Here is a 24,824-nt window from a genome sequence, read left to right on the forward strand (position 1 = left end):
AGGGTCAAATAAAATAAAGAGGCACTTTCGATATGAAAAAAATATGGAGATAAGACCGCTTCGCTACTTCGTGGCCGTTGCCGAGACCGGCCATATGACGCGGGCCGCCGAACAACTGGGCATTCAGCAGCCGCCGTTGAGCCAGGCCATCAAGGCTCTCGAACGCGAGCTGGGCGTGCTGTTGTTCCGGCGGCACCCGCGTGGCGTGGCGCTCACCGATGCGGGGCGGCTGTTCCAGGTGGAGGCCCTGCGCATGCTGCAGGACATGGCGGCCATGAAGCAGCGCATGGCGCGCGTGGCCAAAGGGCAGGCCGGCACGCTGGCGGTGGGCTTCACCAGCTCGGCCGCGGCGCACCGCTTCGTGCCCGAGGCATTGCGCGCCTTTCGCCGTGCGCATCCGGACGTGGAACTGCAGCTGCGCGAAGACAACGCGGCCGAACTCACCGAGGCGCTGGACGCCGGCCGGCTGCACTGCGGCCTGCTGCGCGTGCCGGTGGCGCGGCCCGAGGGCCTGCGCTTCGAAACGCTGCTGCGCGAACCCGTACTGGTGGCAATGCCGAGCGACCACCGCTTTGCCCTTGCGCGAAGCAAGGCCTCGCGGCCGCTGCCGCTTGCGAAGCTGTGCGAGGACGGCATCATCCTCGTGCGCCGTCCGGGCGCGCCGGGCCTCTACGCCGAGTTGCTTGCAATGTGCCATGCCAAGGGCCTGCGCCCGCGCGTGGTGGCCGAGGTGGACCGCATGATGACCAACCTGAATCTCGTGGCCGCGGGTGTCGGCCTGTCGGTGGTGCCGGCTTCGATGACCGGCGTGCATGCGCATGCGATTGCCTACACCCGGCTTGCCGACGGCGGCCAGCTCGACGCGCCGCTCACGCTGGTGTCGCGCGTGGAAGAAGACAACCTGCCCGCACAGCACTTTGCCGCGCTGCTGCGCAGGCATGCGAGCGAGAACCCCGGGTCATGAGTTTTTTACTGCGTCGCCGCCGCTTGGTGCGTGATAGCGGCATTGCCCTTGCGGCTGCCTGTGCTGTGCCTCGGCTGCTGCGGGCGGCGCCGGCGCAATGGCCGAACCGGCCGGTTCGTCTGATCGTGGTCTACCCGCCGGGCGGCGTGAGCGACGGCATGGCCCGCGTGCTGGCCGAGCCGCTCGCCCAATCGCTCGGCGTTCCGGTGCTCGTCGAGAACCGGCCCGGCGCAGGCGGCAGCATCGGCATGGGTGCGCTGGCGCGTGCCACGCCCGACGGCTGCACGCTCGCGTTTTCGGCCATCAGCCCGATCACGCTGCATCCACTGGTTGCGCGCGTGCCCTATGACGCGTTGCGCGCCTTCGCCCCGGTGGCAAGCGTGATGCGCACGCCCGTGCTCGTGGTCGGCACGCCGGCCTTTGCGGGCCGCGGCTTCCAGGAGCTGATTGCACTTGCGCGCAGCCAGCCCGGCGCAGTGCGGTGGGCCACCTCGGGCGTGGCCACCATCGGCCACATGGTGCTGGCGCAGGTGCGCATGCAAAGCCGCACCGCCATCACGCACATTCCGTACGCGGGCGGCGGCCCGCAACTCAACGATGCACTCGGCGGGCAGTTCGAGGTGCTGTCGACCAACGTTGCCGCGCAGCAGCTGCAGTACATAGGGGAAGGGCGGCTGCAGGCGCTCGCGGTGGGTTCAGCCGCGCGCATCGAGGCCTTGCCCGCGGTGCCGACGCTCGCCGAGCTGGGCTACGAGCGGGCCAATCGCGATTCGCTCTTCGGCATCTTCGCGCCCGCCCGCACGCCCGTGGCGGTGCTGCAGTGGCTCAATGCGCAGATCAACCGGGTGCTGAGCAGCGATGCCGTGCGCGTGCGGCTGCGCGGCGCGTACAACCTGCCGGTGGGCGGAGCCATCGAAGATCTTGCGCAAGAGATTGCCGTCGACCGGCGGCGCAACCGCGAGCTGGTGTCCGGAGACCGATCGCAGTTCGACTAGCCGCACGGCTTTTTCGGTTGGCTGCCGGCTGACACGCGCATAGGTACAAACCTACGCTGGAAACCAAAGTCTTCACCTTCAATGGCGCCGACGTCGAAAGGAGATTGAGGCGTGCCGTGCGTCTCGTCCTCGGCGGATCAGGAGACAGCCATGCGCACTCGGAACGAGAAGAAGAACGACGAGGCAAGCCAGACCGCCGATAACGGCGGCGGCACAGATCCCCAGCAAGCCCTGACCGGCACCACCCGACGCTCGCTCATACGCAACGCCGTACTGTTCGCGATGTTCTCGGCCAGCGGGGTGAGCCTGACAGGCTGCGGCGGCGGCGGTGGTGGAGGAGGCGGCGGAGGCATCGGAGGGGGAATCGGCGGAGGCGGCGGCAGTCCGCCCGTGAGCACCGGCCCGCTGTTCAAGCACGGCGTTGCCAGCGGCGACCCGTTGTCCGACCGCGTGATTCTCTGGACTCGTGTGACGGCGCCCGCACCGGGCGCCCTCAACGTCGAATGGCAACTTGCAAGCGACGAGCGTTTTGGCGTGATCGTTGCGCGCGGCACGGTGAGCGCCGGCCCCGAGCGCGACTACACGGTGAAGGTGGACGCCACCGGGCTCCAGCCGGCCAGCACCTATTTCTATCGCTTCGTGGTGGGCAGCGAGGCCTCGCCCATCGGCCGCACCCGCACGCTGCCGGTGGGCGGTGTTTCGCAGGCCCGGCTGGCGGTGGTGTCCTGCTCCAACTTTCCGAGCGGCTATTTCAATGTGTACGCCGACATTGCCAAGCGCACCGACATCGACGTGGTCCTGCATCTGGGCGACTACATCTACGAGTTCGGCCGCGTGGGCTATGCGTCGCAACTGGCCATTGCCATCGACCGCGAATCGACACCCGACCATGAGATCCTGACGCTTGCGGACTACCGCCAGCGCCACGCGCAATACCGCACAGACAGCGACCTGCGCGCGCTGCATGCGCGGTTTCCCATGATTGCGGTGTGGGACGACCACGACCTGGCCGACAACGCATGGTCGGGCGGCGCCGCCAACCACGACGAAGCGAGCGAGGGCAGCTTTGCGGCGCGGCGCGCGGCGGCCGTGCAGGCCTACCACGAGTGGCTGCCGACGCGGCTGCCCGACCCGGCCAACCCGCTGCTGATCTACCGCTCGTTCGACTTCGGCACGCTGGCTTCGCTGCACATGCTCGACACCCGGCTGATCGGCCGCGAACGGCAGCTCACGCTCGACCAATACCTGGCGGGCGAGGCGGCAGCGCCCACGCGCCAGTTGCTGGGCCAGCCGCAGGTGGATTGGCTCTCCGCGCGCATGGCGGCCTCGGCCGGTACCTGGCAGGTGCTGGGCCAGCAGGTGCTCATGATGCGCATGACCATTCCCCTGAGCATTGCGGCCAACTTCAGTCCCGAGACGCTGGGCGCCTACGTGGCCGCGCAGGCGCTTCCGGACACCGCCCGCAGCGACAGCCAGAGGGCCTTGCTCGCCCAGCAGAAGGTGCCCTACAACATGGACGCATGGGACGGCTACCCGGCCGCGCGCGACACCGTGCTTGCCATGGCGCGCAACCAGGGCAAGAACCTGGTCTCGCTGGCTGGCGACACGCACAACGCCTGGGCCGGCAACCTCACCGATGTTTCGGGGCAGCGCGTGGGGGTGGAATTCGGAACGTCGTCGGTGTCTTCGCCCGGCTTCGAGCGTGCGCTGCCGCTGATTGCCAACGACCTGCTGGCCGACGGCTTCCTGCGCATGGTCGACGACCTGCGCTACGCCGAAACCAGCAAGCGCGGCTATGCCGTGCTGACCCTGACACCCAACGAAGCGCGCTGCGAATACGTCGAGGTCAGCACGGTGCTGAGCCGCGACTATGCGGTAAGAACCGCCGCCACGCTGCGCGCGCTGCCGGGCACCGGCAACCTTCAGGTGCTTGCGGCCTGAGGGTGGGTTGGGCCGACGCGGCGTGTGGTTGCTGACGTTGCTGCACGCAAGCGTGCGCGACGATGGGCCATGCGCCCGAAGCGTCGCCACGCGTCACATCAGGCGGAATCCTCGGGTGAATTGCATCGAGGTCTGCGCGGAGGACTTGGGCGCACTCCCCATCTTCGCGATTTCGGCAAGGCCGTTTTCAGTGATGCGAAGCACCGTGGCCACGCGCGATGAAGCGTAGCGCCCGGTCTGCTTGAGCGGCCCGATATCCGCCTCGATCAAGCCGGTAGCCACAAGCACCGAGACATGCCGGAGCTCCTCCGGGATCACAACCCGGACCGGGAGCTGCACATGCTGCAGCCGCATCAAGAACAAAAGCGCCATACGATTCTCCGGTTGCCCGTCCGATCTGGATACGAGTCGGTCAAAAGAATCACAAATTAGCGGCCGGTTTTCCAAGTGCCATTGCCGCAATGTCGTGTCGCGATGTAGGTCTTAAGCTCTACAATTTGCTTGGGAGTAATCTGGCCGCGTCGCTACCGAGGAGAAGTTATGCCGATGAATTTCCTTCGCCGCATAGAGGACGCCTCATTCCCGTTGGCCATCCATGAAGAGGCCGACATTCAGTGCGCAGCCGTGCTGGCTGCTGCCGAGCTTATTGAGGCCAACCTCCCTGAACCTGACGACGTTTCAGGCCATCGGGGAGTGATCTTGCGCATCACGCCCAAAGGGCGGGCGGAACTCAGCCGGTCGCGAGAGGCGCAACGCTGAAGCGCTGTTCATCTGGGTGCAGCCGGGCGTCCGTGCTGCTGCGCCGGCGCACCGCTTGCCCAGCGCCTTGAATGCACTGACGCCGCACGCGCTGATTTCTGTTTGCGCCTGCGCTCTTGCATCGGCCACGCGCAGCATGCTCTCGTCGGCTGCAGCACTTCGTGCTGCGGGCTTGTCGAGGCACCCTGGCTCATCGGCTCAGCCCAACTGCGTTCATGAGAAAGCGAAGCAGAAGGGCGGCCAGGTAGAGAGACACCACGCTGGCCATCCAGATGGCAAGCAGCCATCCGAACCGGCGCAACCATTTGCCGCGGCCGTCGGGGCCGGGGTCAGTGGTACCCATCGCCATGCCTCACCTTGCCGCGGAACACCCAATAGCTCCATGCGGTGTACATCAGGATGACCGGAATGATCAGCAAGGCGCCGACCAGCGCAAAGCCCAGGCTCTGCGGCGGGCCCGCCGCCTGCCAGATGCTGATGTCCGGCGGGATGACGTTGGGCCACAGGCTGATGCCCAGCCCGGTGTAGCCCAGGAACAGCAGCCCCAGCGTGAGCACGAAAGGCGATGCGTGCCCCTCGCCGCCCAGCTCGCGCAGCAGGCGCCACGTGACCAGGGCCACCAGCGTGGGCACCGGCGCAAACCACAGCAGATTCGGCAAGCTGAACCAGCGCCTGGCAATCGCCTCGTGCGCGAGCGGCGTCCAGATGCTGATGGCGATGATCACGGCCAGCATCAGCCAGGCCAGCGGCCGCGCCAGGCTGCGCATGCGCATCTGCAGGCGGCCTTCGGTCTTCATCACCAGCCACGTGGCGCCCAGCAGCGCATAGGCCGCCACCAGCGCCACACCGGTGAAAAGCGAGAACGGCGAGACCCAGTCGAACGCCCCGCCGGCGTAGTTGCCGCCTTCCACCGGCATGCCGTTCAGGAACGCCCCCAGCGTCACCCCCTGGAAGAAGGCCGCGGTGACCGAGCCGCCGATGAAGGCATGGTCCCACCAGCGGCGCTTGCCCGCACGCGCCTTGAAGCGGAACTCGAAGGCCACGCCGCGGAACACCAGCCCCACCAGCATCAGGATGAGCGGCAGGTAGAACGCGCTGAGGATCACCGCGTAGGCCAACGGAAACGCCGCCAGCAGCCCGGCGCCGCCCAGCACCAGCCAGGTCTCGTTGCCGTCCCACACGGGCGCCACGGTGTTCATCAGCACGTCGCGGTCTTCCTTGGCGGGCACGAACGGAAACAGGATGCCGATGCCCAGGTCGAAGCCGTCCATCACCACGTACATCATGATGCCGAACAGGATGATCACGGCCCAGATCAGGGGAAGATCAATGCCCATCGCGGTCGCCCTCCTTGGCTGCATCGGCCCTGATGTCGGTCTCCGCCTGGTCGTCCTCGGGCGCGGCGGACAGCGGGCGCATCGGCGTTCGCGTCTCGCCCGGCCCGCCCCATGCGGGACGTTCGGCTTCGTCTCCGGCCGGGCCCTTGGCGATCAGGCGCAGCCCGTAGGCGGTGCCCGCGCCGAACACGACCAGGTAGACAACGACGAACAGCGCCAGCGTGAAGCCGACCTGCGCCGTCGAATGCTGCGGCGAGACGGCATCGGCGGTGCGCATGAGGCCGTAGACGATCCACGGCTGGCGGCCGATCTCGGTGGTGTACCAGCCCGCGAGGATGGCCACCAGCCCGGCCGGAGAGAGCGCAACCGCAAAGCGCAGGAAGTTCTTCCTGGCATAGAGCCGCTGCCCCCGCCGCAGCCACAGGCCCCAGAAGGCCAGCGCGATCATCAGCACGCCCAGGCCGACCATGGTGCGGAAGGTCCAGAACACGACGGTCGAGTTCGGCCGGTCTTCGGGTGCGAAGTCCTTCAGCGCGGGGATCTGCCCGTCCCAGCTGTGGGCCAGCAGCAGGCTGCCGGCGCGCGGAATCTCCACCGCGTAGCGCGTGACTTCGGCCTGCATGTCGGGCCAGCCGAAGAGCTTCAGCGGAACGCCTTCGCCTTCGGGCGTGCGCTCCCAGTGGCCTTCGATGGCCGCGAGCTTGGCCGGCTGGTGCTCGAGCGTGTTCAGCCCGTGCTGGTCGCCGATGACCGCCTGCAGCGGCGCGGCGGCCAGGAGCATCCACAGCGCCATCGACAGCATGGTGCGCACGCGCGTGTTGTCGCGGCCGCGCAGCAGGTGCCAGGCGGCCGCCCCGCCGACCATCAGTGCGGTGGCCAGGTAGGCGGCGGTGACGGTGTGCGCGAGCCGGTAGGGGAACGACGGATTGAAGATCACCCTGAACCAGTCGACCGGCACGACGCGCCCGTCGATGATCTCGTGGCCTTGCGGCGTTTGCATCCAGCTGTTGGACGCGAGGATCCAGGTGGCGGAGATCAGCGTGCCGACGGCCACCGCGATCGTCGAGACGAAGTGCAGCGCGGGGCCGACGCGTTCGCGCCCGAACAGCATCACGCCGAGAAACCCGGCTTCAAGGAAGAAGGCGGTCAGCACCTCGTAGGCCAGCAGCGGCCCGGTCACGCCGCCGGCAAAGCGCGAGAAGTTGCTCCAGTTGGTGCCGAACTGGTAGGCCATGACCAGGCCGGAGACCACGCCCATGCCGAAGGCCACGGCAAACACCTTGATCCAGAACTGGTACAGGTCCAGGTACACCTTGCGGCCGGTGCGCAGCCACAGGCCTTCGAGCACGGCCAGGTAGCTCGCCAGTCCGATGGTGAGCGCCGGAAAGATGATGTGGAACGAAATCGTGAAGCCGAACTGGATTCGGGCGAGCAGGAGGGCGAGGGGTTCCATGTCGGTGTTCGTTCGACCGGCTCGGCACAGCTCGCAACGAGCTGATGGTTGGTGGATGAGGCCGGTCCGTCGGCTCTATTACATGGCTGCGCGGCGAATCAGGGAATTGGGCGTTTTGACCTACCTTCCTCCGGAGCCCCGCAGGCGCCTTCAAAGCTGGGCTTCTATCGCGGCTTTGTCCACCACGGACCACACGTACCTGATTCGTCCGTCCACGAACTCATAGAAGACGTTCTCGCTGAACGAGACGCGCCGCCCGTCGATGTCCAGTCCAAGAAACCGGCCCGCGGGCGTGCAGTCGAAGTTGAGGCGAGCCGCAATGGAGGCGGTATCCGCCACCACCAGCTGCACGGAAAATTTCAGGTCCGGGATGTCCCGATAGTTGCCCTCCAACATCGCCCGGTAGCCGGCCAGGCCGACGGGGCGGCCGTTGTATTCGACGTCTTCAGCAACGAACTCGCGCAGCCGGCCGAGATCGCGTTCATTCAGGCAAGCGATGTATCGATGGTAGGCAGAAACCAAGTCGTCTTCGGGCATTGCACAGGTCTTTCACGCGTGCGCAGAGGCCTGCCGGGTTTGTTCACTTGGGCGCAGCGGGGCGTGCGTCTTGCTGCTGAGCCGGCGCGCCGCTTGCAGGAACGTTGCCCGGCCCTTCGGATGGGTCTCTGAGGCCGTAGAAGAAAAGTACCGCGACAACGACGATCGCGACCACGGCCAGCAGGGTCCACATCAATCGGCGGCCGATGTCGCCCTGCTTGTGATATCGCTTGGTTGTCATGGCTGCTCTTCCTTATTGAGGCCCATGTTTACCCCGCTGCACGCGCAGCGCCATGCCGCTTTGACGACTTTTCTTGAGGGTGGCTCTCCTACGCGCCCTCAGATCCGAATGCGCTCGGTGCGCTCAGTGCGCGCCGATGGCTGCAGCCCTGATCGGCTCGGTCTGCCAGCCGCCGCCCAGCGCCTTGAACGCGCTGACCGCTGCGCGCGCCGATTCCGTCTGCGCCTGCGCTCTTGCATCGGCCACGCGCAGCATGCTCTCGTCGGCCTGCAGCACTTCGATCAGGCTGACCACGCCTCGCTCATAAGCCGCGAAAGACGCGCCCCGCGCCCGGCCGAGCGATGCCTCTCCCTGCGCGAGCACGGCGGCCTGTTCCTCGCGCTTGACCAGCGTGGAGAACGCGTTCTCCACGTCTTCGGTCGCACGCAGTGCGGCAAGCCGGTAGGCCGCGAGCAACTCCGCGTCCTGCCCCTTGGCGAGTTCGATCTGTGCATCGATGCGGCCGAAGTCGAACAGCCGCCAACGCAGGCCGAGCAGGGCCGCGGCCTGGCTCGCGCCCCCGGTGAACAGGTTGCCGCTGGCCACCGAGGTGGCGCTGCCAATCGTTCCCACCAGCGACAGCTTCGGGTAGTACTCGGCCACGGCCATGCCGATGCGCGCGTTCGATGCCGCAAGGCGCCGCTCGGCGGCAATCAGGTCGGGCCGGCGCCGCAGCAATTCAGCGGGCGAACCGGCGGCGCCGATGCGCGGCGCGACGGGAATGCCCGCTGCCGCTGCGAGTTCGGCGCGGTGCGTGCCCGGCGCCGCGCCCAGCATCACGTCGAGCGCATTCATGGCCGCGGCCTCGCCCGCTTCCAGCGCGGGCACCGATGCACGAACCTGCGCCAGCGCGCCTTCGGCCTGGCGCAACTGCAGCTCTGCGGCCAGTCCCTTGCCGTAGCGCAGATCGATTTTCGAGACCAGCTCCTGCTGCGTTGCGACTTGCCGGCGCGCAATGTCCAGGCGGGCTTGCAGGCCGCGCAGGGTGATGTAGATGTCGGCGGTCTGCGCGGCCACGGCCAGGCGCGTGGCGGCGGCGCCGGCCTCCGATGCCTGGTAGTCGGCCAGCGCGGCCTCGCGTCCCCTGCGCAGGCCGCCGAAGATGTCCAGCTCCCAGCTTGCGCCCAGGTTCGCTTCGTAGGCGTTGCCGTAGCGATCGAAGCCCGGCTGCGCGTTCAGCACCTGGCCCAACGGCGTCTCCACCGACTGGTAGGCCCTGGCGGCCTGCGCGCCGAGATTGCCCGAAGGCAGCAGCGCCGCGTTCGCTGCACCGAGCCCGGCCCGGGCCTGCGCCATGCGTGCGGATGCCTGCGCAAGATCCAGATTTTGTTTGAGCGCCTGTTCGACGTGGCGGGCCAGTTGCGCGTCGCCGAAGCCGGTCCACCACGCCACCAGTTCGGCGTTGGCGGTGGCCGATCGCCGGTCGAGGGCGGCCTCGCCGATGAACCGGTCCGGCAGGCTCACGGCAGGCCGGGCGTAGTCAGGTCCGACGGCGCAGCCTGCGAGCAGGCTGAACAGCAGGGGCAAGGCAAGGGTGCGGTGGAGCATGGCTTTTGTTCCGTGAAGAGCGGCAGGAAGAACGGAAGAAGAATTCGACTTGAGTGTGACTATAATTCAATTTAGTCACTTGTTGTCGATTGTTTGCCCGGGCGGTAAGCTCCGGGCATGAACAACGCAACTTCTTCCCCGCCTGCCACGCGGGGGCCGGCCGACCACGACGTGCGCGCGCAGATCGTCGTCGCGGCCACCGAGCATTTCAGCCAGTACGGGTACGAGAAGACCACGGTTTCCGACCTCGCCAAGGCCATCGGCTTCTCCAAGGCATACATCTACAAGTTCTTCGAGTCCAAGCAGGCGATCGGCGAAATGATCTGTTCGAACTGCCTGCGCGAGATCCAGGTGGATATCCGCGCAGCGGTCGACGCGGCCGAAAGCCCGCCCGAGAAACTGCGCCGCATGTTCAAGGCCATTGTGGATTCGGGCCTTCGGCTGTTCTTCCAGGACCGCAAGCTCTACGAAATAGCCATCTCGGCGGCCAGCGAGCGCTGGCCGTCGGCCATTGCGCACGAGGAGTGCATACGGCAGATGCTGCTCGAGTTGCTGAAGCAGGGGCGGGAGTCCGGCGACTTCGAGCGCAAGACGCCGATCGACGAAACTGCGGCGGCCATTTACCTGGTCGTCTACCCCTACGTCAACCCGCTGATCCTGCGGCTCAGCTCCGATCACACGGAGCGTGCGCCGACCCAGTTGTCGGGTCTGGTGCTGCGCAGCCTTTCGCCATAGACGATTAATTTCGTTGTGACCATTGACTAAATTGGTCACTATTATCAGAATTGGGGCCTTGATCGATTCGTCAATGGGCCCCTCATGCACTCGCGCCGCCTCCTTACATCCGCACTTGTCTGCGCCTTTCCGTTGGCACTGGCCGCCTGTAACGACAAGACCCCGCCCGATCCGCGCACCCAAACGCCGCTGGTGCGTGCAGCCACCGTCCAAGGGGCCGCGGCGGCATCGCGCTCGTTCACCGGTACCGTAGCCGCGCGGGTTCAAAGCGACCTGGGCTTTCGCGTCCCTGGCAAGGTGCTGGAGCGCCTCGTCGATGCAGGCCAGACGGTCAAGCGGGGGCAGCTGCTCATGCGCATCGACCCCGTCGACCTGAAATTGGCGGCGCGTGCGCAGCAGGAGGCCGTGAGCGCCGCGCGGGCGCGGGCAAAGCAGGCCGGCGACGAAGAAGCGCGCTTTCGCGATCTGCGCGGCACCGGTGCCATTTCGGCCTCGGCGTACGACCAGGTGAAGGCGGCCGCCGATGCCGCCCAGGCCCAGCTCAGCGCGGCGGAAGCGCAGGCCGAGGTTGCGCGCAATTCGAACCGTTATTCGGAGCTCATCGCCGATGCCGATGGGACCGTGCTCGAGACGCTGGCCGAGCCTGGCCAGGTGGTCAACGCCGGGCAGCCGGTGGTCCGCCTGGCGCAGGCCGGGCGCAGGGAGGCCGTGGTGCAGTTGCCTGAAACGCTGCGCCCGGCCGTCGGTTCGGGCGGGCAGGCCACGCTGTTCGGCAAGGAAAGCGTGGCTGTGCCGGTCAAGCTCAGGCAGCTCTCCGATGCGGCAGACAAGCTCACGCGCACTTTCGAGGCGCGCTATGTGCTCGAAGGCGCGCTCGCCAACGCACCGCTGGGTGCGACGGTCACAGTCGACATCGCGGACGGCAAGCCGGCACGGGCCGGTGGCGTCCAGGTGCCGATCAGCGCCTTGTTCGATACCGGCAAGGCGACGGGCGTCTGGGTCATCGGCGGCGATCCGTCGGCCGTGCGCTGGCAGCCGGTGGCCGTCGAGCGCCTGGATGGCGAGCGTGCCCTGGTGGCCGGCCAGCTAAAGCAAGGGGACCAGGTGGTCGCGCTCGGCGCGCACCTGCTGCGCGAAGGCGAGAAGGTGCGCGTTGCTGCCGCTGCGGCCGTACCCGCGGCAGGCGGAGCCCGCCCATGAGCGAAAGCCGCTTCAACCTCTCGGCGCTCGCCGTCCGCGAGCGATCGATCACGCTGTTCCTCATCTGCCTGATCTCGCTGGCGGGGCTGGTGGCGTTCTTCAAGCTGGGCCGCGCGGAAGATCCCGCCTTCACCGTCAAGGTAATGACCATCATCACGGCCTGGCCCGGCGCTACGGCGCAGGAGATGCAGGACCAGGTTGCCGAGAAGCTCGAAAAGCGCCTGCAGGAGCTGCGCTATTACGACCGCGCCGAAACCTACACGCGGCCCGGCCTGGCGTTCACGACCCTGACACTGCTCGACAGCACGCCGCCGGCGCAGGTGCAGGAACAGTTCTACCAGGCGCGCAAGAAGGTCGGCGACGAAGCGGGCAACCTGCCGGCCGGCGTGATCGGCCCGATGATCAACGACGAGTATGCGGACGTCACCTTTGCGCTGTTCGCGCTCAAGGCCAAGGGCGAGCCGCAGCGCGTGCTGGTGCGCGACGCCGAGACGCTGCGCCAGCGGCTCCTGCGTGTTGCGGGGGTGAAGAAGGTCAACATTGCCGGTGAGCAGTCGGAGCGCATCTACGTCGAGTTTGCGCACGACCGGCTGGCCACGCTGGGCATCGGCCCCCAGGAGGTGTTTGCCGCGCTCAACAGCCAGAACGCGCTGAGCCCGGCCGGGTCTGTGGAAACCAGGGGACCGCAAGTCTTCATTCGGCTGGACGGCGCATTCGACACCCTGCAGAAGATCCGTGACACGCCGCTGGTTGCGCAGGGCCGCACCCTGAAGCTGTCGGATGTGGCCACGGTCAAGCGCGGCTACGAAGACCCGGCCACCTTCATGATCCGCAACGGCGGCGAGCCCGCCTTGCTGATCGGCGTGGTCATGCGGGAAGGCTGGAACGGGCTCGACCTGGGCAAGGCGCTGGACGTGGAAGCCCGCGCCATCAACGCCGAGCTGCCGCTGGGCCTCAGCCTCACCAAGGTCACGGACCAGTCGGTGAACATCAGCGCGTCGGTCGACGAGTTCATGGTCAAGTTCTTTGCGGCCCTGCTGGTCGTCATGCTGGTGAGCTTTCTGAGCATGGGCTGGCGCGCGGGCCTTGTGGTGGCCGCCGCGGTGCCGCTGACGCTGGCCGTGGTCTTCGTGGTGATGGCCGCGACCGGCAAGAACTTCGACCGCATCACGCTCGGGTCGTTGATTCTCGCGCTCGGCCTGCTGGTGGACGACGCGATCATCGCCATCGAGATGATGGTGGTGAAGATCGAGGAGGGCTACAGCCATGTGGCCGCTTCGGCCTACGCCTGGAGCCACACGGCCGCGCCGATGCTCTCGGGCACGCTGGTTACCGCGGTGGGCTTCATGCCCAACGGCTTCGCGCCTTCCACCGCGGGCGAATACACCAGCAACATGTTCTGGATCGTCGGCATCGCGCTGATCGCTTCGTGGGTGGTTGCGGTGGTGTTCACGCCTTACCTGGGCGTCAAGCTGCTGCCCAACTTCAAGAAGATCGAAGGTGGCCATGCCGCCATCTACGACACGCCGCGCTACAACCGCCTGCGCCGCGTGCTGGCGCGCGTCATCGCGCGCAAGTGGCTGGTGGCGGGTGCGGTGGTCGGCCTCTTCGTGGTGTCGATCCTCGGCATGGGCGTGGTGAAGAAGCAGTTCTTTCCGATCTCCGACCGTCCCGAAGTGCTGGTCGAAGTGCAGATGCCCTACGGCAGCTCGATCACGCAGACCAGCAACGCCACGGCGAAGATCGAGACCTGGCTCTCCACGCAGCCCGAGGCGCAGATCGTCACCTCGTACATCGGGCAGGGCGCTCCGCGCTTCTACTTTGCCATGGGGCCCGAGCTGCCCGACCCGTCGTTCGCCAAGACCGTGGTTCGCACGGGCAGCCAGGAAGAGCGCGAGGCCCTGAAGCACCGGTTGCGCCAAGCTATTGCCGACGGCCTTGCGTCCGAGGCGCGGGTGCGCGTGACGCAGCTGGTGTTCGGCCCGTACTCGCCGTTTCCCGTTGCCTACCGTGTGAGCGGACCCGATGCGAACGAGCTGCGCAAGATTGCGGCAGAGGTGCGGCAGGTGATGGCGGCCAGCCCGATGATGCGCACCGTCAACACCGACTGGGGCACCCGCACGCCCACGCTGCACTTCACCCTGAACCAGGACCGCCTCCAGGCCGTGGGGCTGAACTCCAGCGCCGTGGCGCAGCAACTGCAGTTTTTGTTGAGCGGCGTGCCGGTAACCACCGTGCGCGAGGACATCCGCACCGTGCAGGTGGTGGCGCGTTCGGCCGGCAGCACCCGGCTCGATCCCGCAAGGCTCGCGGACTTCACGCTCGCGGGTGCCGGCGGCCAGCGCATTCCGCTGTCGCAGGTCGGCGAGGTCGAGGTGCGCATGGAAGAGCCGGTCATGCGGCGACGCGACCGCATGCCCACGATCACCGTGCAGGGCGACATCGCCGAGGGGCTGCAGCCGCCCGACGTATCGACCGCGATCACCGCGCAGCTGCAACCGGTGATGCAGAAACTGCCCGCGGGCTACCGCATCGTGCAGGCCGGCTCCATCGAGGAATCGGAGAAGGCGACGCAGGCGATGCTGCCGCTGTTCCCGATCATGCTGGCGATCACGCTGCTCATCATCATCTTCCAGGTGCGCTCGATCTCCGCAATGGTCATGGTGTTTCTCACGAGCCCGCTCGGGCTGATCGGCGTGGTGCCCACCTTGCTGCTGTTTCAGCAGCCCTTCGGCATCAACGCACTCGTGGGGCTCATCGCGCTCTCGGGCATCTTGATGCGCAACACGCTGATCCTGCTCGGGCAGATCCACCTCAACCAGGAAGAGGGGCTCGATCCGTTCCGCGCAGTCGTCGAAGCGACCGTGCAGCGCGCCCGGCCCGTGATCCTCACGGCGCTCGCGGCCATCCTCGCGTTCATTCCGCTGACGCATTCGGTGTTCTGGGGCGCGTTGGCGTACACGCTGATCGGCGGCACCTTCGCCGGAACCATCCTCACTCTGGTGTTCCTGCCGGCGATGTATTCGATCTGGTTCCGGATCAAGCCGGGCGACGCCGGCCAGCCCGCGCACCGCACTGATGCGCATCTCGGATCTTCCTGAGCCGTTGCTCCTCTGCGCGAACGAAGAAGGAGAACACCGTGGACAGCCTGGATCTCCTGCGCACCTTCAGCGAGGTTGCCTCTTCCGGGAGCTTCTCCCGCACCGCCAGGCATCTGGCGCTGTCGAGGGGCACGGTCAGCAAGTACATCGCAACCCTGGAGCGCCGCTTCGGCGTCCGGCTGCTCAACCGGACCAGCCGCGCCGTGAGCCTGACGGATGCAGGCCTGTTGCTGCTCGACAGGAGCAGGCCAATACTGGAACTGGCCGATGCCACGCGCGACGAACTGCAGGGCCGTGCGCGGGTGCCGAGCGGGCGGCTGCGCATTTCGGCGCCGCACGGCATGGACCTGACGGAACTGCCGGCACTGATCAACGAGTTTCTCGGCCACTACCCCGAGGTGAGCATCAGCCTCGTGCTCTCGAACCGCCAGGTCGATCTGACGGAGGAGGGCGTCGACATCGCGCTGCGCTTCGGCCCTTCGGCCAACGAGAACCTGATCGTTCGAAAACTGCTGCCCATGGAGCTGAGCGTGTGCGCGGCGCCCATGTACTGGCGCAAGCACGGCATGCCAGCCCATCCCATGGAGCTTGCGCATCACCTCGCGCTCGTCAGCACGCAGTTGAATCCGATGGCGAAATGGCGCTTCAAGGCCGACGGCCAGCCTCTCGAGGTCGAGGTTCGCGGGAGGCTGGACGCAACGGAAGCCGGCCCGCTGATCCAGGCGGCGCTGCTCGGCGCGGGCGTGGTCTATCTGCCCTCGGTGATGCTCAGGCCCTACGTGGAGAGCGGGAGGCTGGTGCCCGTGCTGCCCGAGTTCGTTCGAAGCGACATGTGGTTGTCGGCTGTTTATCTGCAGCGCCGGCACAGTACGGCGGTGCAGCGTGTGTTTCTGGATTTTCTGGCGAGCCGGCTCGGGCCTGCGGGATTGCGCATGAGGATGGATTCAAAATGACAACCTGCTTCAACACCGCAGCGAACCAAAGATCGCCGACAAATGATCACCCTTCACCACTGCGTCAGCGCACGCTCGTTCCGGCCTTTGTGGACGCTTGAAGAGATAGGCCTTTCCTACGAGCTCAAGATGCTGCCGTTTCCGCCGCGCGTGCTGTCGCGGCCGTATCTCGAGGTCAACCCGCTCGGCACGGTGCCGATGCTGTCCGACGGCACCATGCGAATGACCGAGTCGGCCGCCATCTGCCAATACCTGGCCGCGCGGTTCTCGGCGGGCCAGCTGGATGTGGGTAGCGACGAGGCGGACTTCGGGCCGTACCTCAACTACCTTCATTTCGGCGAGGCGACCTTGACCTTTCCGCAGACGCTCGTGCTGCGGTATGCGCACTTCGAGCCGCCGGAGCGAAAGCAGCCGCAGGTCGCCGACGACTACGCCAAGTGGTTCCTGGCGCGGCTGCGGACGCTGGAGCCGCTGCTCGCCGAGCGCGAGTACCTTTGCGCGGGCCGCTTTACCGCGGCGGACGTGTCGGTCGGCTATGCGTTGCTGCTGGCCGAGCACCTGGGCCTGGCAGAGCGCTTCACGCCCTCGGTGGCAGCTTACTGGGAGCGTCTGCAGACGCGGCCGGGCTTCAAGGCCGCGATGGCTGCGCAATCGGGTGCCGCCGAGGCGCAGGGCGTCTCCCCGACGCCCGCTCCCGACATCAGGACCGATCGTCCCTGATGGGCGGCAGGCACGCCGCCGGTGCCTGGGCGTTGCTGCTCAGATGAACGGCACGCCGCCCGTCACCGGGATGGTCGCGCCCGAGATGTAGCTTGCCTGGTCGCTTGCGAGCAGTACATACACCGCCTGCAGCTCGGCCGGTTGGCCCGGCCGCTTCATCGGTGTCTGCTTGCCGAACTCTTTCACTTGCTCGGGCGGCATGGTGGAAGGAATGAGCGGCGTCCAGAACGGGCCCGGAGCCACGCAGTTCACCCGGATGCCTTTCTCGGCGAGGAGTTGCGCCATGCCGCCCGATATGTTCTGGATCGCGCCCTTGGTGGCCGCGTAGGCGACCAGCGTGGCGTTGGGTTTGTCGGCGTTGATCGACGTGGTGCTGATGATCGAGGCGCCCGGCTTCATTCGCGCCGCCGCGGCGCGGCACAGGAAGAAGTTGGCGTAGACGTTGGTCCGGAAGGTGCGGTCGAACTCCTCGGGCGAGATCTCGTCGAGTGACTTGTGGCTCATCTGGAAGGCCGCGTTGTTGACGAGCACATCGAGTCGGCCGAAGGTGTCGAACGCGCGGTCCACGAGGCTGCGGCAATGGGCCTCTTCGCAGATGTCGCCGGGCACCGCAACGCAGCGGCTGCCCGCGCGCTCGATCCATTGGCGGGTGACCTGAGCGTCTTCTTCTTCCTCGGCAAGGTAGGAGATGAGCACGTCGGCGCCTTCGCGTGCAAAGGCGATGGCCACTGCGCGGCCGATGCCGCTGTCACCCCCCGTGATGAGCGCGGCCTTGCCCTGGAGCTTGCCGCTGCCCACGTACGACTTTTCGCCGAAATCGGGCTGAGGCGACATCTTCGATTCGAGCCCGGGCGGTTGCTGGGCGGGCGTGGAAAAGGGCGGCTGCGGGCCGGCTTGGCGAGGGTCTTGTGTCATGGCGTTTCCGGAGAGATTGGTGGACGAAAGGAGGAGTTCTGCTTGGCAGTTCAGGCGCCGGCGTCGTTCTCGCGCGGCGTGTCGCGGGCGGCGCGGCGCTTCAGCGTGTCCTCGCTGTCGGCGGTCGGGGCCGCCGCATCGCGCTCGGCGGCTTTCTTCATTCCGCGCTTGAGGCTCTGCGCGTCGCCGTTGCCGATGGCCGGCTCTTCGCCGTTCACTGCGTCGGGTGCCTGCACGCGCTGGCCGCCGGGTGCGGGGGTGGGGGCGGGGGATTTGTTCATCATGTGCCTGAGCGGTGGGGAAAACGGCTCAAGCTTCAGCCTTTGAGTTGCGACGTGCGCGCGAGGCTTGCGCATCCGCACGTCGGACAAGACCCACGGCACTCTTCCGCGGATTCAATGCCGGCTGCCGCGCCGGCAACGGGGCGCTGTTTGTCGCAGCGGGACCACTCAGCAGTTCAGGCCGGCGGACTCAACCGTTCATGACGCGCGCAAAAATGGCCTGGTGCAGCCAGCGCGGTGTCGCCCACACCATCGCCACCGCAGCCTTGTTGTTGAAGCCCGGAACGACGCTCCTCCGCCCAGCGTGCAGCGCGTGAATGCCCGCCCGCACCACCGGCGCCGGCTTCATCATCAGCAGCTTGAGTCCCCACGTGATCTTCTGCTTGGCGGCCTGCGCAAAGCCGGTGTCGGACATGCCCGGGCAGAGCGAGGTCACCGTCACGCCGTCGCGCTTGAACTCACGGTGCAACGCGTCGCCAAGGCGCAGCACATAGGCCTTGGCTGCGCCGTAGACCGCCATGTTTTCCACGCCGAAGTGAGCCAGCATGCTGGCGACGAGCAGTATCTTTCCGTGGCCCCGCTCGCGCATGTCTTCGCCGAAGAGCCGCGTCATGACCGTCAGGCTCGCAATATCGAGCTGCAACATGTCCAGGGCGCTCTGCATCGGCGTGTCGAGCAATGAACCTTGCAAGCCATGGCCTGCGTTGTTGATCAGGATTTCAACCGCGATGGCGCGCTCGCGAAGGCTGGCGTGCAACGCGTGGACGGCGCCCACGTCCGACAGATCGACCTGCTCTACGATGACTTTGACCTTGTACTGCTGTTGCAGCGCTGCAGCCAAGGCCTGCAGCCGATCGAGCCGGCGTGCGACCAGAATGAGCGGGTGGCCCTTGGCCGCGTATTGCTTGGCGAATTCTTCGCCAAAACCACTGGAGGCTCCAGTGATGAGAACCCAGGAGTCGACGTTGGTAGCCATGATGTTTGCCTTTGTTGAAGTGAGAGTGAAGCTGGAGGTGGCCGGCACCCTCGCTTTCAGGCAAGATTAGAGACCACTGGTCTGTAATTTAGCAGACCAATGGTCTTTTAGCAAATGGAGTGTGATCACCGCATGAATTCGCCCAGCTCATACGTACGCGCCCGATCCGCCGAGCAGAAGGAAGAGCGGCGCCGCCACCTGCTGGCCACCGCTCGGGAAATGCTGAGCCAGAACCCGGCTGCCCTCGAGTTGGGAATCAACGAACTGGCGCGCCAGGCTGAGATGACCAAGTCGAACGTGTACCGGTATTTCGAGAGCAGCGAGGCCGTGCTGATGGACCTGCTGGTCGAAGAATTTGCAGCCTGGCATGCCGAACTGAGCACGGCGCTGGCGCGCGGCGGCAAGGCGGGCGCCAGCTTTGAACACATTGCCCGCGTCTTCGCCTCGACGGTGTCTGCCCGGCCCCTGCTTTGCCGGCTGACCAGCATCCTGCCGTCCTTCCTGGAGCGCAAGGTGTCGTTCGAGCGCATGGTCGAATTCAAAGGCAACCTGCTGGCCGTTAGGCAGGGCGCAGCGCAGGCCTTTCATGCCCGTGTGCCCGGCATGCCGGTGCAAGCCTTCGAACAGGTCATGAAGCACACGGTGCCGCTCATCATCGGGCTCTGGCCGCTCAGCAACCCTGCGGAAATGGCCGCGCAAGTGGTCGAGTTGCCCGAATTGGCGGGTTTGCAATACGACTTCGAGCAGGACCTCGCGCATGCCCTGCTGACGCTGATGCGGGGGATGGCACCAGCGGATTGAAGCTGGCGTGAGAAACTAGCGCCTGGATGCAGCCGATGTCCACGCCGATGGTGGCAGGACCGGCGCCTTGCTCGGTAATGTTTACCGATGGTAGAGCTAAGTTATTGATTTAAAAGAGAAAATTGTCTCAGCAGCGCCGATGATGGATTGGATGACCTTTCTATAGAAAACGTAGGCTTGCCAACAACTTAGATCCGATTGCCTAAGGGCATGTGGCACGAATGTGGCGTCCGTGAATGGTCAGTTGTGCGCAGATTGGGAAAGGGTTGAGAGATGTCCGTCTGCCTTCGCTCATGTCAATCGTCTGCATAACGGCACGCATAACCGTCGCATTGCCTAAAACACCAGCTGCAAGTAGTCAATGCACGGGCAGCGCATGGCGTGCTTCAAGTAACCGTACGTGGTTGTGGCTAAGTCGCGGAATCCACCAGCAACGCCTCCTGACCCCCTGGGCGCGGCGCCCAATATCGGTGATCAGCACACTAATTAACGCTGCAGGCGAACTGACCTCCGGATTCTTCTCCCTAGCAAAAACAGGGTTCAACTAGCGATGAATCACGAGGGACGAAATCTCGGTCCAAAGCTCGTCTTCTGACAACGTCAATTCCGATCGAATTCTGTTCATTCTGTCCATAAATCGGCGGATCGGTTTATAAACCCACCCGTCATCGCCTTTGATTCGCCCTACGACACCGTGCTTAACAAGCAGTTTCAAAATTGCGTCAGCAAGCTTGGGGCTGTACTTCTGTCCGTAACCACCTTTCAGCAGCGCTGCTTCCTCGCGACCTGAGCCGGGTTGTAAAAATATCTTATGAATCATCGCCAAAAATAGTTTCTGCGCTGGAGTAAGAGGGCTTTCTTTGATGCGTGCAGCATTCGAAAGACGCTCAAAGTTTATAACTTCTGCATTCTTAATCCATGATGGAAGTCCATTTTGCGCTGACACTCCTGCAACTGAAGAAAAAATGCAATCCTCGAGAGTTGAATTGTGGGCCGCCGTGATAGGTGTTCCATCAAGGATGAGCAGATCAATTTCAGAATCCTTGATTATCAAGTTGGAAACTGTCCGGCTGGCGAGATTCATTATCGGTAGCCTTGAGCGGCTAAGGGTTAGTAGGCGGAAGTCAAGGGGTTCAGCGCCGTACACGGATAGCGCCGACACAATTTCGCCTAAGCGTTTGGTATTTTGAGCCGTTCCAAATCTGTGTAAATAGGCAAAACTCTGCTGTTCCAAGTCATAAAAGCGAATTATTTGCGCCGCATGGAATGTGCCCAGCAAGCCTAGTGACTGAACCCATTGAGTTCGTCCTGAGGTCTCTGACATAGACACAACATCAGAGACTAGAGAGTCGGCGCGCAAAACATCTACGACGTTTGCATCGATGAACTGGCGGTCAGGTGATTCAGGCTCAATTCGGCCGAGCGTGCACATTCGGGATAGAAGCTGTCGCCCGCTTTGATCTGGCACCGAGCCAACGACGAGCTGGTAAGCTGAGTCGATGTCAGAGGGGGTCAATCTTCCTGTGAACGTTGTCGAGTATCTAGTCTTTGCCGCCAGAAACTGGAGAATTAACTGAATCGTTTGCGGAGCAATTGAGTCGCCTACACCCTTCGATTCGCGGCGACAAACGGCGTAAATAAAGGCTGCCCAAAATTCGAATTGCCCTGAATCGCGCTTGAGTAGGCGTTCAAAGTCCTCCTTTTCAAGTTCGACCATCATTTGAAAAACGAGAGGTCTGCGTGGGAGCCACTCAGGGAGTGCAGCGGTAATTCCTAGCGCCGTCAGATATTGCGTACCCTCAGCCGTGGAGAAAGTTTCTGGCGCTTGAAGGCAAGAAAGATCTCTTGCCTGCGAAAGCCCAAGACTTTCAATCATTTCCACGTTTCCGTCGAAGAAATGAGAGCGCCCCGTGATCAATACGCCCGCTTTGCATTTGTTAATTAAATCCCTGACACCCTGGACGGCACGCTTGCGCAGCGCCTTTCGATCTTCAATCCGCGTGTCGTGAACCTGGGTGCCTATTTCGTCAAATCCGTCGAGCAAAAGAATGAGATGGCCCGAATTAAGCAGTCGCATTACGTTGTCAACAGAGTTTCCCAAGCCAACATTTCCCAAGTGTCCTGCGACTATTTCGAGCGCACTGGAACTGCTCCAATGATCTCGAAGATTTATCGCTAAAGGAAATGCGCTGGAGCCTCTAACATCTGAGCGAAGCTTGGTGTATACCTCCCTGACACAGCGGCTCTTTCCGGTGCCGTAATCGCCCGATAACACCAAGTGCGCCCCTCGTTGCAATAGTGCAACGATGCCATCAATCGTGTAAGGCTTGTCTTTGTCAAAGTCAATGTACTTGACCGGAATGAATGCGCGACTATCGTTGGCTCCAGTCTTCGAGTCAACCGCGCTACCAAAAGGCAGCGCACTTCGCAATCTGTCGTAACTTTGAAAGTCAAAAAATGCACGTTCAAAAGCTGTGGCGGAGCAGATAGTAATGTGGCTACTCTTGCCTGCCTCCACCATGCTGTCCGTCGGCTCCGAATCAAGAACAATGAATGCCCTGCAAATGAGACCCTGAGTAGCTAAGCGAAGTTTGGTGGGAACGATTTTGTTCAAATCGTCTCGAACCTTTTGCAGGTTTCTTTCCTTGGTAATCTCGATGATTACCAATTCGTCGACGGAAATTTGGCAGACGCCGTCGAAATCAACACCATCGATATGCGCTGGTCTGCAGGCGGATGCCCACCGGAGAGATGCAATACCTCGAACATGGTCTTCTAGAGTTTTCCAGTTTGTGCTCATTGCAGCTTCGGTTTCAGTGAGAGTGACGGTCTGAGGACTAGGAGCGGACCCCACAGTGCCTCGCAGGCCGTTTGAAAAGATGATCTTGCCATGGGCGCGTTTTCATTGCGATGAACGCACGCCCGGGGCTTGGCTTGTTCACGCCCAATTTTTGTGAGCGACGAGTGGACTGGGCCGCTGACGGTGCAGTCTTCACAAAACAAGCGGCCCGCATTTCGCGGGGCGTTTTCATCTTGGTTGAAGCTGGTTCAACTCCTTCCGCGCCGCCCGCTGGCGGTCGTCTAGATACTCTGCGAGGTCTTGAATGCCAACTCCCTTTTGCGACTTCTGACTACTCGGGGTCAGTCCTCACCAATGGCAGCCTGATTCCCCGGTCGTGCCCTTTGCTGCCAGCTTTTTCACATCGGGATGTTCGAAAAAATCACGTACATCCATTCCAAGGAAATGACCGTGCGCCTCGTACTGGGCCATGAGCAGAAAAATCGTTTTCATGCTGCCGGTGCCTCTCCTGCAGGTGGTCGGCAACAGGCGCGCGCGAGCGATTCCGCGAAGGCATCAAACATCTGCTTTGACGAGCTGCCGCGGATGATTTCTTCGCAGACTTCGAGCCCTGCGGCCATAGCGTGCAGGCCAGGACCGTCGAAGCCATAGCGGCCATGACGGACGCGGATCGCATCGCAGCGGTGCTGCGCATCGGCGGCGGTCTGCAGCGGGGCGAGGCACAGTTCATCAATGCTCTCGGCGCGGATCACCGCGGCGTTCAAGATGGAGGCGAGCGGTTCGAACAGTTCGTTTTCGGTGGTGCCGGCCTTCAGGTCTGCAAAGGCGCTGTAGAGCGTGGCCGTAATGTCGTCGGCGCTGGCGGTTACATCTAGCGTGCGGCGATCACGGCGCCGAATGTGGCTGGGGGGAGCGCAGCGGCTATTTCGCCTAATGCTGCCCTCTTCGTGTTGAGAGCGCGTGCGGCCTGCAGATCATGAAAGCGAGCGAGGAACGTCTCTCGCCAGCCTTTTCATGTCATGGCCTCGCGTTCGCTCGTGTCGAGGCGGAGACTTGGCTGCGCGAGGTGCAGAGCTACTTCGAAACGGTCGACTCATCGTTGAGGAGCGGGACGCCGAAGTAGGAATGCTGCTGGGAATTGTTGAAAATGATCGCGCCCTTGTGATGGCGCGCATCCGATAAAGCAGCAGCCAGTTCTCTACTGGCTTGCGGCGGCGTTAGCAGCTCGGCTGCTTTTGTGCCTTTGAAGCGAGACGAGCTTTAAGAAGGGCCGCGAATGGGTCGGGAGGCTCCGCCTTCCATCCTTGGTGCACATTGTCCAAACCGCGAACGACGAGGTAGACCGCCGCGGTGATAAATGCAAGGAGAAATGCGCCGCTGAGAAGATTGCCGCTGCTGCCGCCTCTCACCTGAAACCACGCCACAAATAAGCCGGCGCCGACCTCGCTGATGCCATAAAGACATCGTAGGCGCAATCGAAAGAGAAATGCCGTCCCGCCGAGCAACAGGGTTGCAGGCACTGAAAGCCATAGCACCAATAGCTCGCTAGTTTGAGGCGCGCGCGCCCATTCGTACAGCATTGTGATTCCCGCGGTAGACGTCGCGAGTGCGCCTGCTATGGGCGCAGCAATCATCCAGGCGGCAAACGGAAACATGGCGATGTTTCCCCATTCAGGGGAGTACTTCGTATTTGCTCTGACTGATACATACAACTCAGTCGCAAGTGCCATGGCCAGCAACAGCATGAATAAAGCCCAGAAGGCTATCGCGGTGCCTGCTAGAACTTTAAGCGGAACAAATTCAAGCCACACCGACAGACCAAAGGCTGCACCTCCGAGAAGCAAGAGTGCCGTTTGGAATGGTGTTGCCGGCGTGTTTTCAGCGGTCATACGAGGGTTGGGTGAGTGCTTGTTTCGCGCTGAAGTATCGGTACGCTCAGGCGCAAATGCGTTCACATCGAATCTCAATGAGGCCGATGTCTTCGTAGACGGTCTTCCCTGACTTCAGGCACACGACGGTCGCCGGGTGTCACCTTGTAGCCGCCGGGCGCCAGCGGCAGTTCGCGGTCTTCATACGCCTGGCTGCCCAACCACGATGGCATCCGAAGAACGGTGGCGGGTTCGGTAAAAAATTCAGTTTGGCTCATGGTTCATTGTCGCTGCAGACCTCAGCATCTCATCCGAAACTGCGGCGGGCAGATCGCGAACTTCGCAGTACCAGACCTGATAGCACTCGCCCGCCAACCTGTTCGGTCCCCGCAAAGCTGATGGGGCCAAAGGTGCAGGCGACCAGTTCGGGGCGCCAGAGGATGCCCGATGGAGGAGTCAAGTCGCCTGTCGTGAGTGTCATAGGCCAAGTTGCATTCGCCCCTCTACCCGACGACCATCCGCTGATGAGTCGGATGCACAAGCCCGAACCGAAACTTCCACCCGATCAGCAGACAAGCGCAGCATCATGCCGCTCGAGGCGCACGACCTTCGACCGCTGGCTGGCCTGCACGGTCGAAGAAGCAAAAGAGATGCTGAAGG

At 64.0% G+C, this 24,824-nt stretch carries 25 protein-coding genes; 10 read left to right on the forward strand and 15 right to left on the reverse strand.

Translation table 11 applies throughout. From position 1 onward, the window contains the following. The first annotated feature begins 43 nt into the window (after nucleotides 1-43). From GOQ09_RS11095 to GOQ09_RS11105, 3 genes are all read left to right on the forward strand, one after another. A complete protein-coding gene (locus GOQ09_RS11095) occupies nucleotides 44-964 on the forward strand; it encodes a LysR substrate-binding domain-containing protein (protein ID WP_126747223.1) in 921 nt (306 codons plus the stop codon). Continuing rightward, complete coding sequence (locus GOQ09_RS11100; protein ID WP_157613475.1) at nucleotides 961-1,959, forward strand: Bug family tripartite tricarboxylate transporter substrate binding protein; 999 nt, start codon at nucleotides 961-963, stop codon at nucleotides 1,957-1,959. Before GOQ09_RS11095 ends, GOQ09_RS11100 begins: the two co-directional genes overlap by 4 nt. Nucleotides 1,960-2,109: 150 nt before the next feature. Continuing rightward, the gene (locus tag GOQ09_RS11105; RefSeq protein ID WP_157613476.1) at nucleotides 2,110-3,900 is read left to right on the forward strand and encodes an alkaline phosphatase D family protein; all 1,791 of its coding nucleotides are present in this window, start codon (nucleotides 2,110-2,112) and stop codon (nucleotides 3,898-3,900) included. Between the two features lie 93 nt (nucleotides 3,901-3,993). Here the strand turns inward: GOQ09_RS11105 and GOQ09_RS11110 are convergent, their stop codons facing one another. Then, nucleotides 3,994-4,272: a hypothetical protein gene (locus GOQ09_RS11110; RefSeq protein WP_157613477.1), complete on the reverse strand. Its 279-nt coding sequence runs from the start codon at nucleotides 4,270-4,272 to the stop codon at nucleotides 3,994-3,996. A gap of 168 nt (nucleotides 4,273-4,440) precedes the next feature. Between GOQ09_RS11110 and GOQ09_RS11115 the strand changes: the two genes are divergently transcribed. After that, nucleotides 4,441-4,659, forward strand: a complete 219-nt coding sequence (locus tag GOQ09_RS11115; protein ID WP_157613478.1) for a hypothetical protein — start codon at nucleotides 4,441-4,443, stop codon at nucleotides 4,657-4,659. 190 nt (nucleotides 4,660-4,849) lie between these two features. Here the strand turns inward: GOQ09_RS11115 and GOQ09_RS11120 are convergent, their stop codons facing one another. From GOQ09_RS11120 to GOQ09_RS11145, 6 genes are all read right to left on the reverse strand, one after another. After that, nucleotides 4,850-5,002, reverse strand: a complete 153-nt coding sequence (locus tag GOQ09_RS11120; protein ID WP_242631075.1) for a DUF2474 domain-containing protein — start codon at nucleotides 5,000-5,002, stop codon at nucleotides 4,850-4,852. Then, a complete protein-coding gene (gene cydB / locus GOQ09_RS11125; RefSeq protein ID WP_157613480.1) occupies nucleotides 4,989-5,996 on the reverse strand; it encodes a cytochrome d ubiquinol oxidase subunit II in 1,008 nt (335 codons plus the stop codon). The genes GOQ09_RS11120 and cydB overlap by 14 nt, the downstream gene beginning before the upstream one ends. Beyond that, the gene (locus tag GOQ09_RS11130) at nucleotides 5,986-7,449 is read right to left on the reverse strand and encodes a cytochrome ubiquinol oxidase subunit I (RefSeq protein ID WP_157613481.1); all 1,464 of its coding nucleotides are present in this window, start codon (nucleotides 7,447-7,449) and stop codon (nucleotides 5,986-5,988) included. Before GOQ09_RS11130 ends, cydB begins: the two co-directional genes overlap by 11 nt. A gap of 150 nt (nucleotides 7,450-7,599) precedes the next feature. Further along, the gene (locus GOQ09_RS11135) at nucleotides 7,600-7,986 is read right to left on the reverse strand and encodes an ester cyclase (RefSeq protein ID WP_157613482.1); all 387 of its coding nucleotides are present in this window, start codon (nucleotides 7,984-7,986) and stop codon (nucleotides 7,600-7,602) included. A 43-nt stretch (nucleotides 7,987-8,029) separates the two neighbouring features. After that, nucleotides 8,030-8,227, reverse strand: coding sequence for a hypothetical protein (locus GOQ09_RS11140; RefSeq protein WP_157613483.1), 198 nt, complete (start codon nucleotides 8,225-8,227; stop codon nucleotides 8,030-8,032). A gap of 123 nt (nucleotides 8,228-8,350) precedes the next feature. Beyond that, a complete protein-coding gene (locus GOQ09_RS11145) occupies nucleotides 8,351-9,814 on the reverse strand; it encodes an efflux transporter outer membrane subunit (protein WP_157613484.1) in 1,464 nt (487 codons plus the stop codon). A gap of 117 nt (nucleotides 9,815-9,931) precedes the next feature. Between GOQ09_RS11145 and GOQ09_RS11150 the strand changes: the two genes are divergently transcribed. The 5 genes from GOQ09_RS11150 (at nucleotide 9,932) to GOQ09_RS11170 (ending at nucleotide 16,523) form a co-directional block, all read left to right on the forward strand. Then, nucleotides 9,932-10,549 carry a TetR/AcrR family transcriptional regulator gene (locus GOQ09_RS11150; protein ID WP_157613485.1) on the forward strand — a complete coding sequence of 206 codons (618 nt, stop codon included), beginning with the start codon at nucleotides 9,932-9,934 and terminating at the stop codon, nucleotides 10,547-10,549. A gap of 84 nt (nucleotides 10,550-10,633) precedes the next feature. After that, complete coding sequence (locus tag GOQ09_RS11155; protein WP_157613486.1) at nucleotides 10,634-11,749, forward strand: efflux RND transporter periplasmic adaptor subunit; 1,116 nt, start codon at nucleotides 10,634-10,636, stop codon at nucleotides 11,747-11,749. Then, on the forward strand, nucleotides 11,746-14,850 hold the full coding sequence (locus GOQ09_RS11160) for an efflux RND transporter permease subunit (protein ID WP_157613487.1): 3,105 nt from the start codon (nucleotides 11,746-11,748) through the stop codon (nucleotides 14,848-14,850). Before GOQ09_RS11155 ends, GOQ09_RS11160 begins: the two co-directional genes overlap by 4 nt. Nucleotides 14,851-14,888: 38 nt before the next feature. Then, entirely contained in the window at nucleotides 14,889-15,803 is a 915-nt protein-coding gene (locus tag GOQ09_RS11165; protein WP_157613488.1) for a LysR family transcriptional regulator, read from the forward strand. A 42-nt stretch (nucleotides 15,804-15,845) separates the two neighbouring features. Then, nucleotides 15,846-16,523, forward strand: a complete 678-nt coding sequence (locus GOQ09_RS11170) for a glutathione S-transferase family protein (RefSeq protein ID WP_157613489.1) — start codon at nucleotides 15,846-15,848, stop codon at nucleotides 16,521-16,523. Nucleotides 16,524-16,562: 39 nt separating this feature from the next. Here the strand turns inward: GOQ09_RS11170 and GOQ09_RS11175 are convergent, their stop codons facing one another. The 3 genes from GOQ09_RS11175 to GOQ09_RS11185 form a co-directional block, all read right to left on the reverse strand. Next, a complete protein-coding gene (locus GOQ09_RS11175) occupies nucleotides 16,563-17,438 on the reverse strand; it encodes an SDR family oxidoreductase (RefSeq protein WP_157613490.1) in 876 nt (291 codons plus the stop codon). Nucleotides 17,439-17,488: 50 nt separating this feature from the next. After that, complete coding sequence (locus GOQ09_RS11180; protein WP_165442078.1) at nucleotides 17,489-17,722, reverse strand: hypothetical protein; 234 nt, start codon at nucleotides 17,720-17,722, stop codon at nucleotides 17,489-17,491. 187 nt (nucleotides 17,723-17,909) lie between these two features. After that, nucleotides 17,910-18,695: an SDR family NAD(P)-dependent oxidoreductase gene (locus GOQ09_RS11185; RefSeq protein WP_157613492.1), complete on the reverse strand. Its 786-nt coding sequence runs from the start codon at nucleotides 18,693-18,695 to the stop codon at nucleotides 17,910-17,912. A 132-nt stretch (nucleotides 18,696-18,827) separates the two neighbouring features. On the opposite strand from GOQ09_RS11185, the gene GOQ09_RS11190 reads away from it, so the two are divergent. Beyond that, the gene (locus tag GOQ09_RS11190) at nucleotides 18,828-19,496 is read left to right on the forward strand and encodes a TetR/AcrR family transcriptional regulator (protein ID WP_157613493.1); all 669 of its coding nucleotides are present in this window, start codon (nucleotides 18,828-18,830) and stop codon (nucleotides 19,494-19,496) included. Between the two features lie 544 nt (nucleotides 19,497-20,040). Here GOQ09_RS11190 and GOQ09_RS11195 read toward each other — a convergent pair. From GOQ09_RS11195 to GOQ09_RS11215, 5 genes are all read right to left on the reverse strand, one after another. Next, on the reverse strand, nucleotides 20,041-22,296 hold the full coding sequence (locus GOQ09_RS11195) for a hypothetical protein (RefSeq protein WP_157613494.1): 2,256 nt from the start codon (nucleotides 22,294-22,296) through the stop codon (nucleotides 20,041-20,043). Between the two features lie 228 nt (nucleotides 22,297-22,524). After that, nucleotides 22,525-22,641, reverse strand: a complete 117-nt coding sequence (locus GOQ09_RS26605; protein WP_157616665.1) for a pyocin activator PrtN family protein — start codon at nucleotides 22,639-22,641, stop codon at nucleotides 22,525-22,527. Nucleotides 22,642-22,644: 3 nt separating this feature from the next. Next, a complete protein-coding gene (locus GOQ09_RS11205; protein WP_157613495.1) occupies nucleotides 22,645-22,788 on the reverse strand; it encodes a hypothetical protein in 144 nt (47 codons plus the stop codon). Beyond that, nucleotides 22,785-23,060 carry a hypothetical protein gene (locus GOQ09_RS11210; protein WP_157613496.1) on the reverse strand — a complete coding sequence of 92 codons (276 nt, stop codon included), beginning with the start codon at nucleotides 23,058-23,060 and terminating at the stop codon, nucleotides 22,785-22,787. Before GOQ09_RS11210 ends, GOQ09_RS11205 begins: the two co-directional genes overlap by 4 nt. Before the next feature lie 453 nt (nucleotides 23,061-23,513). Continuing rightward, complete coding sequence (locus GOQ09_RS11215) at nucleotides 23,514-24,185, reverse strand: hypothetical protein (protein ID WP_157613497.1); 672 nt, start codon at nucleotides 24,183-24,185, stop codon at nucleotides 23,514-23,516. Nucleotides 24,186-24,824 lie beyond the last annotated feature (639 nt).

It is taken from the genome of Variovorax paradoxus (genome assembly GCF_009755665.1).
GTDB lineage: Bacteria > Pseudomonadota > Gammaproteobacteria > Burkholderiales > Burkholderiaceae_C > Variovorax > Variovorax paradoxus_G.

Bases quoted from the DNA above. Each gene is read 5' to 3' on its own strand.
- GOQ09_RS11095 (WP_126747223.1), top strand. From the start codon at position 44: ATGGAGATAAGACCGCTTCGCTACTTCGTGGCCGTTGCCGAGACCGGC.
- GOQ09_RS11100 (WP_157613475.1), top strand. From the start codon at position 961: ATGAGTTTTTTACTGCGTCGCCGCCGCTTGGTGCGTGATAGCGGCATT.
- GOQ09_RS11105 (WP_157613476.1), top strand. From the start codon at position 2,110: ATGCGCACTCGGAACGAGAAGAAGAACGACGAGGCAAGCCAGACCGCC.
- GOQ09_RS11110 (WP_157613477.1), bottom strand. From the start codon at position 4,272: ATGGCGCTTTTGTTCTTGATGCGGCTGCAGCATGTGCAGCTCCCGGTC.
- GOQ09_RS11115 (WP_157613478.1), top strand. From the start codon at position 4,441: ATGCCGATGAATTTCCTTCGCCGCATAGAGGACGCCTCATTCCCGTTG.
- GOQ09_RS11120 (WP_242631075.1), bottom strand. From the start codon at position 5,002: ATGGGTACCACTGACCCCGGCCCCGACGGCCGCGGCAAATGGTTGCGC.
- cydB (WP_157613480.1), bottom strand. From the start codon at position 5,996: ATGGGCATTGATCTTCCCCTGATCTGGGCCGTGATCATCCTGTTCGGC.
- GOQ09_RS11130 (WP_157613481.1), bottom strand. From the start codon at position 7,449: ATGGAACCCCTCGCCCTCCTGCTCGCCCGAATCCAGTTCGGCTTCACG.
- GOQ09_RS11135 (WP_157613482.1), bottom strand. From the start codon at position 7,986: ATGCCCGAAGACGACTTGGTTTCTGCCTACCATCGATACATCGCTTGC.
- GOQ09_RS11140 (WP_157613483.1), bottom strand. From the start codon at position 8,227: ATGACAACCAAGCGATATCACAAGCAGGGCGACATCGGCCGCCGATTG.
- GOQ09_RS11145 (WP_157613484.1), bottom strand. From the start codon at position 9,814: ATGCTCCACCGCACCCTTGCCTTGCCCCTGCTGTTCAGCCTGCTCGCA.
- GOQ09_RS11150 (WP_157613485.1), top strand. From the start codon at position 9,932: ATGAACAACGCAACTTCTTCCCCGCCTGCCACGCGGGGGCCGGCCGAC.
- GOQ09_RS11155 (WP_157613486.1), top strand. From the start codon at position 10,634: ATGCACTCGCGCCGCCTCCTTACATCCGCACTTGTCTGCGCCTTTCCG.
- GOQ09_RS11160 (WP_157613487.1), top strand. From the start codon at position 11,746: ATGAGCGAAAGCCGCTTCAACCTCTCGGCGCTCGCCGTCCGCGAGCGA.
- GOQ09_RS11170 (WP_157613489.1), top strand. From the start codon at position 15,846: ATGATCACCCTTCACCACTGCGTCAGCGCACGCTCGTTCCGGCCTTTG.
- GOQ09_RS11175 (WP_157613490.1), bottom strand. From the start codon at position 17,438: ATGACACAAGACCCTCGCCAAGCCGGCCCGCAGCCGCCCTTTTCCACG.
- GOQ09_RS11180 (WP_165442078.1), bottom strand. From the start codon at position 17,722: ATGATGAACAAATCCCCCGCCCCCACCCCCGCACCCGGCGGCCAGCGC.
- GOQ09_RS11185 (WP_157613492.1), bottom strand. From the start codon at position 18,695: ATGGCTACCAACGTCGACTCCTGGGTTCTCATCACTGGAGCCTCCAGT.
- GOQ09_RS11190 (WP_157613493.1), top strand. From the start codon at position 18,828: ATGAATTCGCCCAGCTCATACGTACGCGCCCGATCCGCCGAGCAGAAG.
- GOQ09_RS11195 (WP_157613494.1), bottom strand. From the start codon at position 22,296: ATGAGCACAAACTGGAAAACTCTAGAAGACCATGTTCGAGGTATTGCA.
- GOQ09_RS11205 (WP_157613495.1), bottom strand. From the start codon at position 22,788: ATGAAAACGATTTTTCTGCTCATGGCCCAGTACGAGGCGCACGGTCAT.
- GOQ09_RS11215 (WP_157613497.1), bottom strand. From the start codon at position 24,185: ATGACCGCTGAAAACACGCCGGCAACACCATTCCAAACGGCACTCTTG.